Raw genomic sequence first — 15,294 nt, 5'->3', positions numbered from 1 at the left:
AGCGGCAGGGGGTGCCGTTTGTATATGCAGCACCCCATAGTGGCTATGGGGTTCGGGGAGCGCCGATGAGTGACAACGATGGGCGATATGTCTTGCAGGATCAGCGGGACACCTTACCCACCACGCCTTCCACCAGCCAGTTCATCTGCAAGATTTGTGCATCCGACAGCGCCTGGCCTGCGGCAATCCGCTCCTGCCCCTCGTTGTCGCGCACCGGCGCCTTGCCTGCGCGGAAGGGCTGCAGCTTGCCCGCGCCCACGGCCTTTTGCGCGTTGAGCACCTCTTGCTGGACGGCCGCTGGCACCCGGGTACCAAAGTCGCCCACGCGGATCATGCCCTCTCGCACGCCGCCCCACAGGTTGGCACTTTTCCAGGTGCCGTTTTGCACAGCGCGCACGCGCTCGGTGTAGTAGGCGCCCCACTGGTGCGTCACGGCCACGATCTGGGCATCGGGCCCGGTCTTGCGCATGTCGGAGTGGTAGGCCACGGCCATCTTGCCGCGCTCTTGTGCGGCCGCCATCACGGCGGTGGAGCCCGTATGGAAAGCGATCACGTCCACGTCCTGGTTGAACAGCGCCATGGCGGCATCCCGTTCCTTGGGCGGGTCGAACCACACGTTGAGCCACACCACCTTGACAGTGGCCTGGGGGTTGATCGAGCGCATGCCCAGCGTGAAGGCGTTGATGCCCTGCAGCACTTCCGGGATGGGAAACCCAGCCACGAACCCGGCCACGCCGGTCTTGCTCATGCGGCCTGCCGCAATGCCCGCGAGATAGCGCCCCTCGTAGTAGCGCGCATTGGCGGCAGCCACATTGGGGGTGGTCTTGTAGCCGGTGATGGACTCGAACTTCACCTGCGGATAGTCCTGCGCCACCTTGAGCGTGGGCTCCATGTAGCCAAAGCTGGGGGTGAAGATGATCTGGTGGCCGGTGGCGGCCAGGTCGCGGATCACCCGCTCGGCGTCGGCCCCTTCGGCCACGTTCTCGACAAACGTGGTCTTCACCTGGTTGCCCAGCGCGGCCTCGACGGCCTTACGGCCTTCGTCGTGCTGGCGCGTCCAGCCTGCCTCGGTGATCGGTGAGACATAGACAAAACCGGCTTTGACCGGCTCGGTCACACTGCCCTTGGCGGGCGTGGTCTGGGAAAAAGCGGGGGAGAAAAAACAGGCGGCCACGAGCGTGGCTGCGAGGTTTTTGTACATGGTGTTCCTCTACATGGCCCTGATGGAATGGAACGGAAGCACCGCAGGACGACGGTGCCACCGGGACGGTCAGACTGTGCGAAAACTACATGGAGCGGTGTTGCAAAGACTGCCGGGTTAAGAAAACAGGATTCAAGTGTGGGCGTGCGCTGCAGCAGCGCACAGAGCCCCGCCATTCATTTCAATTCAGACGCAGCGCCTGTGGGCCTGCGCCCAGGCGGAAGGCACCCACCACTTCGGCCAGGCGCGAAGCCTGGTCTTTCAGGCTCTCTGCGGCGGCGGTGGACTCTTCCACCAGGGCTGCATTTTGCTGGGTCATCTGATCCAGCTGGGTCACGGCCACATTCACCTGGCCAATGCCCTGGCTCTGCTCCGAAGCGGCTGCGCTGATCTCGCCAATGATGTCGGTCACGCGGCGCACCGAGCTCACGATCTCGCCCATGGTGGTGCCGGCGTTCTGCACCAGCGCAGCACCCGACTCGACCTTTTCCACGGACACGCCGATCAGCGTCTTGATTTCCTTGGCCGCCTGGGCCGAGCGCTGGGCCAGCGAGCGCACTTCGCTGGCCACCACGGCAAAGCCACGGCCCTGCTCGCCCGCACGGGCGGCTTCCACAGCCGCGTTCAGCGCCAGGATGTTGGTCTGGAAGGCGATACCGTCGATGGTGCCGATGATGTCGGCGATCTTCTTGCTGCTGGTATTGATCTCGTCCATGGTGGTCACCACCTGGGCCACCACATCGCCCCCGCGCTGGGCCACCTGCGCCGCCGACACGGCCAGCTGGTTGGCCTGCACGGCCGAATCCGCGCTCTGGCGCACGGTGCTGGTCAGCTCTTCCATGGAGCTGGCGGTCTCCTGCAGGCTGCTGGCCGTCTGCTCGGTGCGTGCGCTCAGGTCCTGGTTGCCGATCGCGATCTGGGTACTGGCTGTGGAGATGCTGTCCACCACGCCCCGCACTTGCTGCAGCGAACGGTGCAGCGCACTGCGCATGGCATCCAGCGCGCGCAGCAGGTGGCCGGTTTCATCGTTGGCATAGCTCGCCTGGGGAGCCCCTGTCAGGTCCATGTTGGCGATGGTTTCGGCAATGGCCTCGGCCTGGCGCAGCGGACGCGTGATGCTGGTGGTCAGCAGCCAGGCCAGCAAGGCGCCCAGCAACAGCGAAACCCCGGTGCAGATTTGCAGCAGCAGCGTGGTCTGCGCACGCAGCTCTTCGCTGCGCTTGCCGGCCGCATCCAGTTCGGCGCGCTGGCCGTCCACCATCTGCTGCACGCCTGCCAGATAACTGCGGGAGGTGGGCTCAAAACGCTCGGTGAACACCTTGTTGGCGTTCTCGGCATCGCCCGCCTGCTTGAACTTGCTCACCTCCTCGCGGGCCGCCAAATAGTCCTTGCGCAGGTCACCTACCTTGGCAAAAAGCTGCTTCTTCTCCGGCGTGTCCATCTTGGACTCGATGAACTTCTGAAGCTCATTGGTTTCGCTGATCGACGCCGCCGTGGCAGGCGCAAAGTAGGGTATCAGGCTGGCGTCACTGCTCTTGGCGATGGCCGCAGCGCGCTGCACGCCCGATGTGGTGTGGCGCAGCCAATCCGAGCCAGCACGCTCGGTCTTGATGTTGTCGTTGACCATGGCGTCGATCTCTCGGCCCAGCTGGCTGAGCTTGACCACAGCCACCACGCTGCTGGCAAAAAACAACGCCAGGATCAGGCCGAGCACCAGCGTGAGGCGCTTGCCAATGGAAATTTGACTGAGAAACATGGAAGGCTCCAAAAAAGGGGGCAACACGGCACCCGTGCACTCCGCAAAGAAGCTGTTCAAGGTCTCAAGGGGCGCAGGGTAAGGGCCATGGTGGTGGATCACCCCGTGGGCCTGGGCCGGACGCAATTCGAACGAATGCTTACTATTTTAAGGGTTTACCCAGATCAGCCCCCTGCCGCACAGGCGACAGGCCCTCCGTGCGGGCTACGCCCACCTCAGTAATCGTGCTCCACACACCGCTCAAACGCCTCCTTGAGCTTGTGCTCCCACACCCGCTTGTCGGCATTGCCTGCAAAGCTGGCTTCAAAGCTGTTGAACGCCAACTGGTAGGCATGTTTGGCCGTGAGGCCCGTGGCCGCAAACACCTGGGTGAAGTTCTCGTTGATGTAGCCGCCAAAGTAGGCCGGGTCGTCGGAGTTGACAGTGGCGGCTAGCCCGGCGTCGAGCAGCTTGCCGAGGTTGTGGTCGGCCAGATTGGGGAACACACACAGCTTCTGGTTGGACAGCGGGCACACCGTGAGCGCAATGCGGTCTTGCGCCAGGCGCTGCATCAGCGCCGCGTCGTGCACGGCCTGCACGCCGTGGTCGATACGCTCGACCTTGAGCACATCGAGCGCGCTCCAGATGTAGGCGGGAGGGCCCTCTTCGCCCGCATGGGCCACCAGGTGCAGGCCCAGTTCGCGGCAGCGGGCGAACACACGGGCAAACTTCTCGGGCGGATGGCCCAGTTCGCTGGAATCGAGCCCTACACCCACGATCTTGTCGAGCAGCGGCATGGCCTGCTCCAGCGTTTCGAACGCAGACTCCTCGCTCAGGTGGCGCAGGAAGCACAGGATCAGCGTGGCGCTGATGCCCAGTTCGGTGCGGGCATCCTGGCAGGCACGGTGCAGGCCGTTGATAACGGTCTCCATCGCCACGCCACGCGCGGTATGGGTCTGGGGGTCGAAGAAGAGTTCGGTGTGCAGCACGTTGTCGCGCGCCGCGCGGCCCAGGTAGGCGCGCGCCATGTCGTAGAAGTCCTGCTCATGCAGCAGCACGCTGGCGCCCGCGTAGTAGATGTCCAGAAAGCTCTGCAGGTTGGTGAACGCATAGGCGCTGCGCAAGGCGTCCACACTGGCATAGGGCAGCGTCAGCCCGTTGCGCTGCGCCAGCGCAAAGATCAGCTCAGGCTCCAGCGAGCCCTCGATGTGGATATGCAGCTCGGCCTTGGGCATGGCACGCAGCAGGCTGGGCAGGCGCTCGGCGGAGATGGGGGGGATCTTGAACATCAGCAGACTCCAAAGGTGATGCCACTCTGGCGCAGAAAGCGGCGGTAAGCAGATGATGCCTTGTCGGCAGCGGTATGCAACTCCGCGCGCAGGTCGAGTGGCAGGCACTGTGGCATCTGCGACTCCAGCACGGGCTGGTCCTGCGTGAAGATGGTGTACTGGAAGGCCTGCAGCTTCTCGTCCGGCGAATCAAAATCCGCCACCGCCAGCCGGAACCACACCCGGCTGCGCACCGGCGTCACCGGACAGATGAACAGCGCAATGGACTCGCGCCAGCCCTCCACCGCCGTGGAGCCCGCCTCGGGCACCTTGGTCAGCACGGCCGCATAGGGCGCGGTGACTTCGTAGGTGTATTCGACCTGGGCGGCCGCCGTGGAATGCAGGTTGGATTGCGGTTGCCAGGCCTTGCAGCCCGTGGCCAGCAGGCCCGTGGGCGTGGGCTCCACGCGGTAGTCGTCGATGGCCGTCGCTTCGCGGCTGCCCAGCCAGCCTTCGTGCACAAAGCCGAAATGCGACATGTCCAGAAAATTTTCGATGATGCGCGGCGCGCTGGCCGCCACATCGTAAGGACCGCAGTTGAGCTTGCGCAGGCGGGCGTCCCCTTCCGCCGCAAACACAGGCAGCCCCTGCTCACCCGGTGCGATGCGAACCCAGACCATGCCATAAGCCTCCTGCGTCTCAAAGTGCCTAGCGCAGTGGGTGGCCGGAGGCACAAAGCTGGGCAGTGCGGGCACATGCGTGCACTGCCCACCGGCCGCAAACTGCCAGCCATGGTAGGGGCACTCCAGCTGGCCCTGGGGCGTGACGCGGCCCAGCGACAGGCGGGCGCCCCGGTGCGGGCACTGGTCGGCCAGCGCGTGCACGGTGCCTACGCTGTCGCGCCACAACACCACGGGCTGTTCCAGCAATTGCACAGCCAGTGGTGCCTGCGCCGCCACGGCCTCTGACAGGGCCACGGGGTGCCACAACGTTGATTCCACCATCGTCCTTGCTCCTCAAAAAGCCATGGACCGCAAAAGGCCCCTGCAAAACAAAAGGGCCACCCCAGGGCGGCCCTTTGTCACAGCAGCCCGCAAGAGCTGCTGATGAAGGCGGTGCAAATTACTTCTTGTCGCCGCCGGGGATCTTGCCTTCCACGCCCTTGACGTAGAAGTTGATGCCGCCCAGGAACTTGTCGTCGGCCACAGCGTCCTTTTCCAGCACGGGCTTGCCGTCCTGACCCATGATGGGGCCCTTCCAGATGCTGAAGCTGCCGTCGGCCAGGCCCTTCTTCACTTCTTCCACCTTGGCCTTGGTTTCGGCAGGCACGTCTTCAGCGATGGAGACGATGTCGATCGCGCCTTCCTTCACGCCCCACCAGCTTTGGCCCGAAGCCCAGGTGCCGTCCAGCACGTCCTTGGTGGCCTTGACGTAGTACGGGCCCCAGTTGATCACAGCCGATGCCAAGTGGGCCTTGGGACCATAGGCGGTCATGTCGCTGTCCCAGCCGAAGGCGCGCTTGCCCTTCTCTTGAGCAGTCTTGAGCACGGCGGGAGAGTCAGTGTTCTGGAACAGGATGTCAGCGCCGCCGTTGATCAGGCTGGTTGCCGCTTCGGTTTCCTTCGGTGGGCTGAACCATTCGTTCACCCACACCACCTTGGTCTTGATCTTGGGGTTGACCGACTGCGCACCCAGCGTGAAGCTGTTGATGTTGCGGATCACCTCAGGAATCGGCACCGAGCCCACCACGCCCAGCGTGTTGGACTTGGTCATGGCGCCAGCGATGATGCCGGCCATGTACGCGCCTTCGTAGGTGCGGCTGTCGTAGGTGCGCAGGTTTTCGGCCGTCTTGTAGCCGGTGGCGTGCTCGAACTTCACGCCCTTGTTGTCTTCCGCAACCTTGAGCATGGACTCCATGTAGCCGAAGGTAGTACCGAAGATCAGCTTATTGCCCTGGCCGGCCAGGTCGCGCAGCACGCGCTCGGCGTCAGCGGACTCGGGCACGCTTTCCACAAAGCTCGTCACGACCTTGTCGCCAAATTCCTTCTCGATGGCCTTGCGACCGTTGTCGTGTGCAAACGACCAGCCGCCGTCGCCCACAGGGCCGACATAGGCAAACGCGATCTTCAGTGGCTCGGGCTTGGGGGCCGGTGCTTCTGCGGCAGGGGCCGGTGCAGGCGCGGGGGCCGGTGCCGGTTCTTCCTTCTTGCCACAACCCACGAGGGCGGCAGCGGCCACAGCGGAGAGCGCTGCCACTTTGAGCATGGAGCGTTTCTGCAGATCAGTCATGTCGGTTTCCTTATCGAAGAAGTAAGACTTGCAAAGGTTGGGGGACGAAACTATCAATTATGGTGCGATCTACCGCAGGGTAACCAGATTTTCGCGTGCGCAATCCCTATCACGAGCCCGGATAAAACGGTTTGCCGAGCGATGCCGGCATGTTGATGCGAATCCAGGTCGGATTGCGCGAGATCAACGCCAGCACCACGATGGTGGCCACATACGGCAGCATGCTCAGCAACTGGCTGGCCACCTGCACGCCCGTGGCCTGCAAATGGAACTGCAGCATGGTCACGCCACCAAACAGATAAGCACCAAGCAACACCCGTGCCGGGCGCCAGGTGGCAAAGGTGGTGAGTGCCAGCGCAATCCAGCCGCGCCCGGCCACCATGCCCTCGACCCACAGCGGCGTGTAGACGGTGGAGATGTAGGCCCCGGCCAGCCCGCACAGGGCACCGCCCACCACCACGGCCGCCAGCCGGATGCGCCGCACCGGGTAGCCCAATGCATGCGCCGACTCGGGCGACTCGCCCACCGAGCGCAGCACGAGCCCGGCGCGCGAGCGGTACAGGAACCAGATCAACCCCGCCACCAGCAGCATGGTGAGATACACCAGCGGATGCTGACGGAACAGCGCGGGGCCGAGCAGCGGCACATCGCCCAGCACCGGAAGCGCGTACTTGGGCAGCTCGGGCAGTTTGGCCTGCACGTAGCTGATGCCCGCAAACGCCGAGAAGCCCACGCCGAAGAGGCTGAGCGCCAGCCCCGTGGCGTACTGGTTGGTGTTGAGCCAGATCACCAGCACGCCAAAGATGGCGGCCAGCACGGCACCGGCCGCCATGCCTGCAGCAAAGCCCAGCCAGGTGTTGCCGGTGTGCACCACCGTGGCAAACCCGGCGATGGCGGCGCAGAGCATCATGCCCTCGGCGCCCAGGTTGACGATGCCCGCCTTCTCGTTGATGAGCAGGCCCAGGGCCGCAATGGCCAGCACGGTGCCCGCACTCAGTGTGGCGCCGATGAGGAGTGCGTACGATTCCATCAGGCCACCACCTTTCTGGTGCCCACCCAGCGGATGCGATAGGCAATCAATGTGTCGCAGGCCAGCAGCGTGAACAGCAGCAGGCCCTGGAACACGCCGGTGAGCGACTTGGGCAGGCCCAGGCGCGACTGCGCCAGTTCACCGCCGATGTAGAACATGCTCATGAGGATGGCGGAAAGAATCATTCCAACAGGATGCAGCCGCCCCACAAAGGCCACGATGATGGCCGCAAAACCATAGCCTGCCGGCACATAGGGCGTGAGCTGGCCGATGGGCCCGGCCACCTCCAGCGCCCCCGCCAAACCGGCGGCACCACCCGAAATCAGCAGCGCCGTCCACAGCGCACGGCGCGACGAAAAACCCGCATAGCGCGCCGCCGCCGGTGCCAAGCCGCCCACCTGCTGGGCAAAGCCCGCCCGGGTGCGGAACAGGAACACCCACAAGGCCCCAGCGCCTGCGAGCGCCAGCAGCAACCCGATGGACACGCGCGAGCCCTGCATCAGGCGCGGGATCTGCGTGACCTTCTCGAACGTCTTGGTCTGCGGAAAGTTGTAGCCCATGGGGTCCTTCCACGGGCCATAGACCAGGTAGCCCAGCACCAGCGTGGCCACATAGACCAGCATCAGGCTCACCAGGATTTCATTGGCATTGAACTTGTCTCGCAGCAGCGCCGTGAGCCCCGCCCAGACCATGCCACCCAGCACCCCGGCGAGCAGGATGGCGGGCACGATCCAGGGGCCCGTGGTCTTGTCGGCCAGCAGCGCCACGCCACCCGCCACCACGGCGCCGATGACAAACTGGCCTTCGGCACCGATGTTCCACACGTTGGAGCGGAAACACACGGCCAGCCCCAGCGCAATCAGCAACAGTGGCGTGGCCTTGACCATGAGTTCGCCAATGGCGTACTGCGTCTTGATGGGCTCCCAGAAGAACACCTGAAGCCCGCGCACCGGGTCTTTGCCCAGCGCAATGAACAAGGCCACACCGATCAGCACGGTAAAGGCCAGCGCCAGCAGCGGCGAGCCATAGGTCCAGAGCTTGGACGCCTGGGGGCGTGGTTCCAGCTTAAGCATGCTGCACCTCCCCTGCCTTGGCCTGTTGTGCGAGGTGCGCTTGGACATCGGCATGCCACAGCCCGCTCATCCATTCACCGATGCGCTCCACCGTGGCCTCGGCGCGGGGCACCGAGGGCGACAGATGCCCCTTGGCCACCACATGCAGCCGGTCGCAGATTTCAAACAATTCGTCCAGCTCCTCACTCACCACCAGCACCGCACAGCCCGCATCGCGCAGCGCCAGGATGGAGCCGCGAATCTGCGCCGCCGCCCCCACGTCTACACCCCAGGTGGGTTGCGAGACGATGAGCAACTTCGGGTTGGCGTCAATTTCGCGCCCCACGATGAACTTTTGCAGGTTGCCGCCCGACAGCGACTTGGCCGCTGCATTGGGGCCGCCCGCCTTCACATTGAAGCGGGCAATGATGTCCGCTGCATGTTTTTGCAGCGCCCCCACCTTGATCCAGCCACTGCCGCTGACCGAATTGGTGCGCGTAAGCAGCAGGTTGTGCGCCAGGCCCATGGTGGGCACCGCCCCCCGGCCCAGGCGCTCTTCAGGCACAAAGTGCAGGCCCAGCGCGCGGCGCTGGCCCGGGCCCATGCGGCCCGCGTTCTGGCCCGTCACCTGGATGCTGGCCGGCTCGGCGCGCTGGTCTTCGCCCGACAGCGCGTAGAGCAGTTCTTTTTGCCCATTGCCTGACACCCCGGCAATGCCCACCACCTCGCCCGCCTTCACCTCGAACTGCAGGTCGATCAAATCCACGCCAAACTGATCGGCACGCGGCAGCGACAGGCCCTGCACGCGCAGCACGGTAGCGCCGGTCTGCACCGCGCGGTGTTCCAGCGCTGGCGGTTCGGCGCCAATCATCAGGCGCGACAGGGACGCATTGGATTCCTCGGCCGGGTTGCACACACCCGTGACCTTGCCGCCCCGCAGCACGGTGCAGGCGGTGCACAGCGCGCGGATCTCATGCAGCTTGTGGCTGATGTAGAGGATGCTGCAGCCCTCAGACGCCAGCTTGCGCAGCACCACAAAGAGCTTTTCGACGGCCTGGGGCGTGAGCACCGAGGTGGGCTCGTCCAGGATCAGCACCTTGGGGTTGGTGAGCAGCGCGCGGATGATTTCCACCCGCTGCATCTCGCCCACGCTCAGGGTATGCACGGGGCGCAGGGGGTCGATGTCGAGGCCGTATTCGGCGGCCTTGGCGGTGATGCGGCCGGTCACTTCGGCCAGCGTCAGGCTCTTGTCCAGGCCCAGCCACACGTTCTCGGCCACCGTGAGGGTGTCGAACAGGCTGAAATGCTGGAACACCATGGCAATGCCGAGGGCCCGCGCTTCTTGCGGGTTGCGCACCTGCACGGCCTGGCCGTTGAAGAACACGCTGCCTTCGTCGGGCTTGACCGAGCCGTAGATGATTTTCATCAGCGTGGACTTGCCCGCGCCGTTTTCGCCCAGCACGGCGTGGATTTCACCCGGCAGCACCGTGAGCGACACGCCGCTGTTGGCCACCACGGCCGGGTAGCGCTTGGTGATGCCCACCAGCTGCAGCCGTGGCGGCGCCGCACCAGGCGCTGAAGGATTGGGGGGAGAACTCATGCGGGGATTGTCTCTCAGTTTTACAACTTGTTATAAGAATGAAAATACCTCATGGCGCTTGTTCAGCATGCCCAAGCAGCTATTCTTTTCGTAGCGAAGCAGCCACGGTTTTCACGCAATCTCGCAGCCAGGCGGCCGCCGCCGAGTGGTGCGTGCGGGCATGCCACAGCTGGTAATACATGAGCCGGGGAAACGGCACCGGGCACGGCAGGATGGCCAGGGGCAGCTGGTCCACATACCGCTCGCAGTACTGGCGGCCGGTGGTCAGCACAAGCAAGCTCGATGCCACGATGCTGGGGATGAGGCTGAAATGCGCGCAGCGCGCCGTGATGTGGCGCTGCATGCCCAGGCTGTCCAGGTGGGCGTCGATCACGCCCCGCGCGCCAGGGTGGGTGGGCGTGGGCGCGATGTGTTCGGCGGCCAGCCAGCTCTCCACATCCCAGCCGCGCCGCACGGCAGGGTGGTCCTTGCCGACCAGGCACACCACCTCGTCACCAAACAGGCGTCCCATGTGCAGGTCGTCGGGCGGCTGGGGCCAGTTGCCGATCACCACGTCCACATCGCCCTGGGCCAGGTGCGCGTGGTAGTGCGCGTCGGCCGACAGGGGCAGGATCTCGATGGGGCACAAAGGGGCCTCAACCTTGATGCGGGCCACGAGCTGTGGCAGGAACAGCGGGTCGAGGTAGTCGCTGGCCGCCACGCGGAAGGTGCGGGTGGCCGTGCGCGGGTCAAACCCGCGTGCATCCGAAAACAGGGCCTCGGCCGCACGCAGGATGGCCCCGGCGGGCTCCACCATGCGCAGCGCAGCGTCGGTGGGCATCATGCTGGCGCCGGAGCGCACCAGCAGCGGGTCGCCCGACAGGTCGCGCAGCCGCTTGAGCGCAGCCGACACCGCCGGCTGGTGCATGCCCAGGCGGACGGCGGCCCTCGATACGCTGCGTTCTGTGAGCACGGTGTGCAAGACCCTTATGAGATGGAGGTCTATCTTGTCGAAAAGGGCGTGGTCTCTCATAGCGGTGTGGGCATGGGTGCCATAAGCTTGCGCATATGCCGGTAGCGGTACTGCGTTCTACCCTCTGCTGAACCTTTCCATCCAAGATCGAAGTGGCGTTTGTCATGACAACAAGACCCTTGCAATTCCTGCGCCGAGGCCAGCCCGTGGCGCTGGGCAATGTACCACCCGACCGCACCCTGCTGGAGGTGCTACGCGAAGACCTGGGCTGCACCGGCACCAAGGAAGGCTGCGGCGAAGGCGACTGCGGCGCCTGCACCGTGGTGCTGGGCGAAGAACGCGATGGCCAGCTGCACTACAGCGCCGTGAACAGCTGCATCCGCCTGGCCCATTCGGTGGATGGCATGGCACTGTGGACGGTGGAAGACCTGGCGGAAGATCCGCTGATCCAGCCCGTGGGCGATGCCCCCGCTGCGGCCCGGCAAGCCATCACCCTGCACCCCGCCCAAGAAGCCATGGTCCAGTGCCACGGCTCGCAGTGCGGCTTCTGCACCCCAGGCTTTGTGATGAGCCTGTTCGGCATGTACCAGAACCACGTCTGCCACGGCCAACCCATCACCCGCGAACTGGCCCAGGAAGAACTCTCGGGCAACCTGTGCCGCTGCACCGGCTACCGCCCCATCCTCGATGCCGCCCAGCAGATGGCGTCGCTGCCCGGCATGGCGCTCAATGAATCCGAAGTGCTACAAAAACTGAAGCTGCTGAGGCATGATGCACTAGCGCATGCGGCCGATTCGGCCTATATCGCGCCCTCCACCCTCCCAGAGCTGCTTGCAGCACGCGCCGCCCACCCGGGTGCCCAGGTGGTGGCGGGCTGTACCGACGTGGGACTGTGGTTGACCAAGCAGCACAAGCAGTACGCCCAGGTGCTGGACGTGACCCGCGCGGCCGAGCTGCGGCAGGTGGTGCAACACCCTGACGCCATCCACATCGGTGCCGCCGTCACGCTAACCGACGCGTTTGCGGCCCTCACTGCACAGTGGCCGCAGCTGCACCGATTTGCCACGCGGTTTGCGGGGCTGCCGGTGCGCAACTCGGGCACGCTGGGCGGCAACGTGGCCAACGGCTCGCCCATTGGCGACTCCATGCCCCTCTTGATCGCCCTGCGCGCCCAGGTGGTGCTGGCCAGCCAGGCCCGGGGCGAGCGCCAGCTGCCGCTGGAAGACCTGTACACCGGCTACCGGCAGAACGTGATGGCCGCAGACGAGCTGCTGGTGCGCATTGTGGTGCCCCGCCCCTCGGCGCAAGAACAGCTGCGCGCCTACAAGATTTCGAAACGCTTTGACGACGATATTTCTGCCGTGTGCCTGGTGCTCAACCTCGACATCGCGGACGGCACGGTGCAACGCGCCAGCATTGGCGCAGGCGGCGTGGCCGCCACACCGGCCCGCGCGCGGCAGACCGAGGCAGCACTGACCGGCCGCCCCTGGACCGAGGCCACCGCGCAGCGCGCCGCTGCGGTGCTGCAGGCCGAGTTCAGCCCCATCTCCGACATGCGCGCCAGTGGCGCCTACCGCCGCCAGGTGCTGGGCAGCCTGCTGCAGCGCTACTGGCTGGAGAGCCAGGGCCAGCCCTCGGTCAGCCTGGACACTTTGACACTGGAGGCCGCCGTATGAACGCCCCCCACACCATCGCCGAAACCGCCCTGCCCGCACCCGCCCGCGCCGCCATGGGCCAGTCGCACATCCACGAAAGCGCCCGCGCCCAGGTGGCGGGCGCCGCGCACTACATCGACGACCTGCCGGAGGTGAAGGGCACGCTGTATGCCGCGCCCATCCTCTCGACCGTGGCCCACGGCACCCTGAACAGTGTGGATGCCACCGCCGCACTGGCCCTGCCCGGCGTGCGTGGTGTGGTGCTGGCAGCCGACGTGCCGGGCGACAAGATCCTCGCCGCGTTCGGACACGACGAGCCCGTATTCGCACTGGACAGCGTGCAGTTTGTCGGCCAGGTGATCGGCCTGGTGGTGGCCGACTCGGTCATGCAGGCGCGCCGCGCGGTGCGGGCCGTGAAGCTCGACATCACCCCCCTGCCCGCCGTGCTGACGGTTCAGGACGCACTGAAGGCACAAAGCTATGTGCTGCCGCCGGTGTTTGTGCGCCGGGGCGATGCGACCACGGGCCTCGCGCAATCGGCGCACCGCATGCAGGGAGCGTTTGAAGTCGGCGGCCAGGAACATTTCTACCTGGAGGGCCAGATCGCCTACGCCATGCCACTGGAGCAAAAGCAGTGGTGGATCTACTCCAGCACGCAGCACCCCGGTGAGGTGCAGCACTGGGTGGCGCACGCGCTGGGCATCGACAACCACGCGGTCAAGGTGGAATGCCGCCGCATGGGCGGCGGCTTTGGCGGCAAGGAGACGCAGGCCGGGCACCTGGCCGTGTGGGCCGCCGTGGCCGCCAACAAGCTGGGCCGCCCCATCAAGCTGCGGCTGGACCGGGACGAGGACTTCATGGTCACCGGCAAGCGCCACCCGTTTGCGTACGAGTACGACGTGGGCTTTGACGGCACCGGCCGCATCACGGGCCTGAAGCTGCAGATGGCCGCCAACTGCGGCTTCAGCGCCGACCTGTCGGGCCCCGTGGCCGACCGCGCGGTGTTCCACGCCGACAACGCGTATTACCTGAGCGATGTCGAGATCGCGTCGTACCGCTGCAAGACCAACACCCAGAGCCACACCGCCTTCCGCGGCTTTGGCGGCCCGCAGGGCGTGATCGTGATCGAGGCGATCCTGGGCGACATCGCCCGCGCGCTGGGCCGCGATGCGCAGGACGTGCGCCTGGCCAACCTCTATGGCAAGGACGCGAGCAGCGGCCGCAACGTGACCCACTACCAGATGGCGGTGGAAGACAACATCCTGCACGAGCTGCTGCCCACGCTGGAGCAGACCTCGCACTACCGCCAGCGCCAGGCCGCAATTGCGGACTGGAATGCGCGCAACGCAGTCATCAAGCGCGGCCTGGCCATCACGCCCGTCAAGTTCGGCATCAGCTTCACGGCCACGCTGTTCAACCAGGCGGGTGCGCTGGTGCATGTGTACACCGACGGCAGCGTGCAGGTGAACCACGGCGGCACCGAAATGGGCCAGGGCCTGCACACCAAGGTGGCGCAGATCGTGGCCGACGAGCTGGGCGTGCCGCTGCACCGCGTGCTGGTGACGGCCAGCGACACCAGCAAGGTGCCCAACGCCAGCGCCACCGCCGCCAGCAGCGGCACCGACCTGAACGGCCGCGCCGCCCAGTACGCTGCGCGCAACGTGCGCGACAACCTGGCCTCGTTTGTGTGCGGCCTGGACGGCTGCGGCGCAGGCGCGATCCGGTTTTCGGGCGGCCAGGTGATATCGCCCAAGACGGTGCGCAGTTTTGAAGAGGTGGTGCAGGCCGCTTATGCCAACCGCATCCAGCTGTGGAGCGACGGCTTTTACCGCACGCCCAAGATCCACTATGACAAGACGACCCTTACCGGGCGCCCGTTCTATTACTTTGCCTACGGCGCCGCCTGCACCGAGGTGGCTATCGACACCCTCACCGGCGAGAGCCGCGTGCTGAAGGTGGACATCCTGCACGACGTGGGTCACAGCATCAACCCGGCCATCGACATCGGTCAGATCGAGGGCGGGTTTGTGCAGGGCATGGGCTGGCTGACGACCGAGCAACTGGTGTGGAACGACAAGGGTTATCTGGCCACTCACGCGCCGAGCACCTACAAGATCCCGGCCACGGGCGATATTCCGGAGCACTTCAACGTCCACCTGTGGCCCGAGGCGAATCGGGAGGACAACGTGGGTGGTAGCAAGGCGGTGGGAGAGCCGCCGTTCATGCTGGCGATCAGTGTGTATGAGGCGCTGCGCAATGCGGTGGCGGCGGGGCGTAGCGGGGTGGATGCGGCGGCGCCAGTGTTGCTGACAGCGCCGGCGACTGCGGAGAATGTGCTCAGGGCGTTGGGGCGGGTGGGAGAGTGATGTTTTGGGCTGCTGGCGCTGAAGGGATATGCGCTGGTAGCTATTGATTTTGCAGTGTTTGGTGGGATGGCTGATTGGGCCGCATGCCTTGGTTGAGGGCGGAGGCCGGGAGTCGCCCGGCATGCGAGTCCCTTTCTTTCGCGTCG

11 protein-coding genes are annotated in these 15,294 nt (G+C 65.5%); 2 read left to right on the top strand and 9 right to left on the bottom strand.

The genetic code is table 11. The annotated features are described in order from the left end of the window. Nucleotides 1-100: 100 nt before the first annotated feature. From ACODSM_RS19750 to ACODSM_RS19710, 9 genes are all read right to left on the bottom strand, one after another. On the bottom strand, nt 101-1,201 hold the full coding sequence (locus tag ACODSM_RS19750; RefSeq protein ID WP_291444936.1) for a BMP family ABC transporter substrate-binding protein: 1,101 nt from the start codon (nt 1,199-1,201) through the stop codon (nt 101-103). Nucleotides 1,202-1,382: 181 nt separating this feature from the next. Further along, a complete protein-coding gene (locus ACODSM_RS19745) occupies nt 1,383-2,957 on the bottom strand; it encodes a methyl-accepting chemotaxis protein (RefSeq protein WP_488806606.1) in 1,575 nt (524 codons plus the stop codon). 215 nt (nt 2,958-3,172) lie between these two features. Continuing rightward, nucleotides 3,173-4,225, bottom strand: a complete 1,053-nt coding sequence (locus tag ACODSM_RS19740) for an adenosine deaminase (protein WP_488806605.1) — start codon at nt 4,223-4,225, stop codon at nt 3,173-3,175. Beyond that, nucleotides 4,225-5,208 carry an aromatic ring-hydroxylating dioxygenase subunit alpha gene (locus ACODSM_RS19735; RefSeq protein WP_488806604.1) on the bottom strand — a complete coding sequence of 328 codons (984 nt, stop codon included), beginning with the start codon at nt 5,206-5,208 and terminating at the stop codon, nt 4,225-4,227. Before ACODSM_RS19735 ends, ACODSM_RS19740 begins: the two co-directional genes overlap by 1 nt. A 118-nt stretch (nt 5,209-5,326) precedes the next feature. Further along, nucleotides 5,327-6,493: a BMP family ABC transporter substrate-binding protein gene (locus ACODSM_RS19730; protein ID WP_015012885.1), complete on the bottom strand. Its 1,167-nt coding sequence runs from the start codon at nt 6,491-6,493 to the stop codon at nt 5,327-5,329. A 109-nt stretch (nt 6,494-6,602) separates the two neighbouring features. Further along, nucleotides 6,603-7,523: an ABC transporter permease gene (locus tag ACODSM_RS19725; RefSeq protein WP_488806603.1), complete on the bottom strand. Its 921-nt coding sequence runs from the start codon at nt 7,521-7,523 to the stop codon at nt 6,603-6,605. After that, nucleotides 7,523-8,596 (bottom strand): ABC transporter permease, encoded by a 1,074-nt coding sequence (locus ACODSM_RS19720; protein WP_015012883.1) that lies wholly within the window; start codon nt 8,594-8,596, stop codon nt 7,523-7,525. The genes ACODSM_RS19725 and ACODSM_RS19720 overlap by 1 nt, the downstream gene beginning before the upstream one ends. Continuing rightward, nucleotides 8,589-10,175, bottom strand: a complete 1,587-nt coding sequence (locus ACODSM_RS19715; protein WP_015012882.1) for an ABC transporter ATP-binding protein — start codon at nt 10,173-10,175, stop codon at nt 8,589-8,591. The genes ACODSM_RS19720 and ACODSM_RS19715 overlap by 8 nt, the downstream gene beginning before the upstream one ends. Before the next feature lie 79 nt (nt 10,176-10,254). After that, on the bottom strand, nt 10,255-11,187 hold the full coding sequence (locus tag ACODSM_RS19710) for a LysR family transcriptional regulator (RefSeq protein ID WP_082522392.1): 933 nt from the start codon (nt 11,185-11,187) through the stop codon (nt 10,255-10,257). Between the two features lie 104 nt (nt 11,188-11,291). On the opposite strand from ACODSM_RS19710, the gene xdhA reads away from it, so the two are divergent. Beyond that, nucleotides 11,292-12,803, top strand: coding sequence for a xanthine dehydrogenase small subunit (xdhA, locus tag ACODSM_RS19705; RefSeq protein WP_488806602.1), 1,512 nt, complete (start codon nt 11,292-11,294; stop codon nt 12,801-12,803). Further along, nucleotides 12,800-15,148 carry a xanthine dehydrogenase molybdopterin binding subunit gene (xdhB, locus tag ACODSM_RS19700; RefSeq protein ID WP_488806601.1) on the top strand — a complete coding sequence of 783 codons (2,349 nt, stop codon included), beginning with the start codon at nt 12,800-12,802 and terminating at the stop codon, nt 15,146-15,148. Before xdhA ends, xdhB begins: the two co-directional genes overlap by 4 nt. Nucleotides 15,149-15,294: the final 146 nt, after the last annotated feature.

The organism is Acidovorax sp. FG42 (genome assembly GCF_057809195.1).
This window is presented reverse-complemented; position numbering and strand designations above follow the sequence as displayed.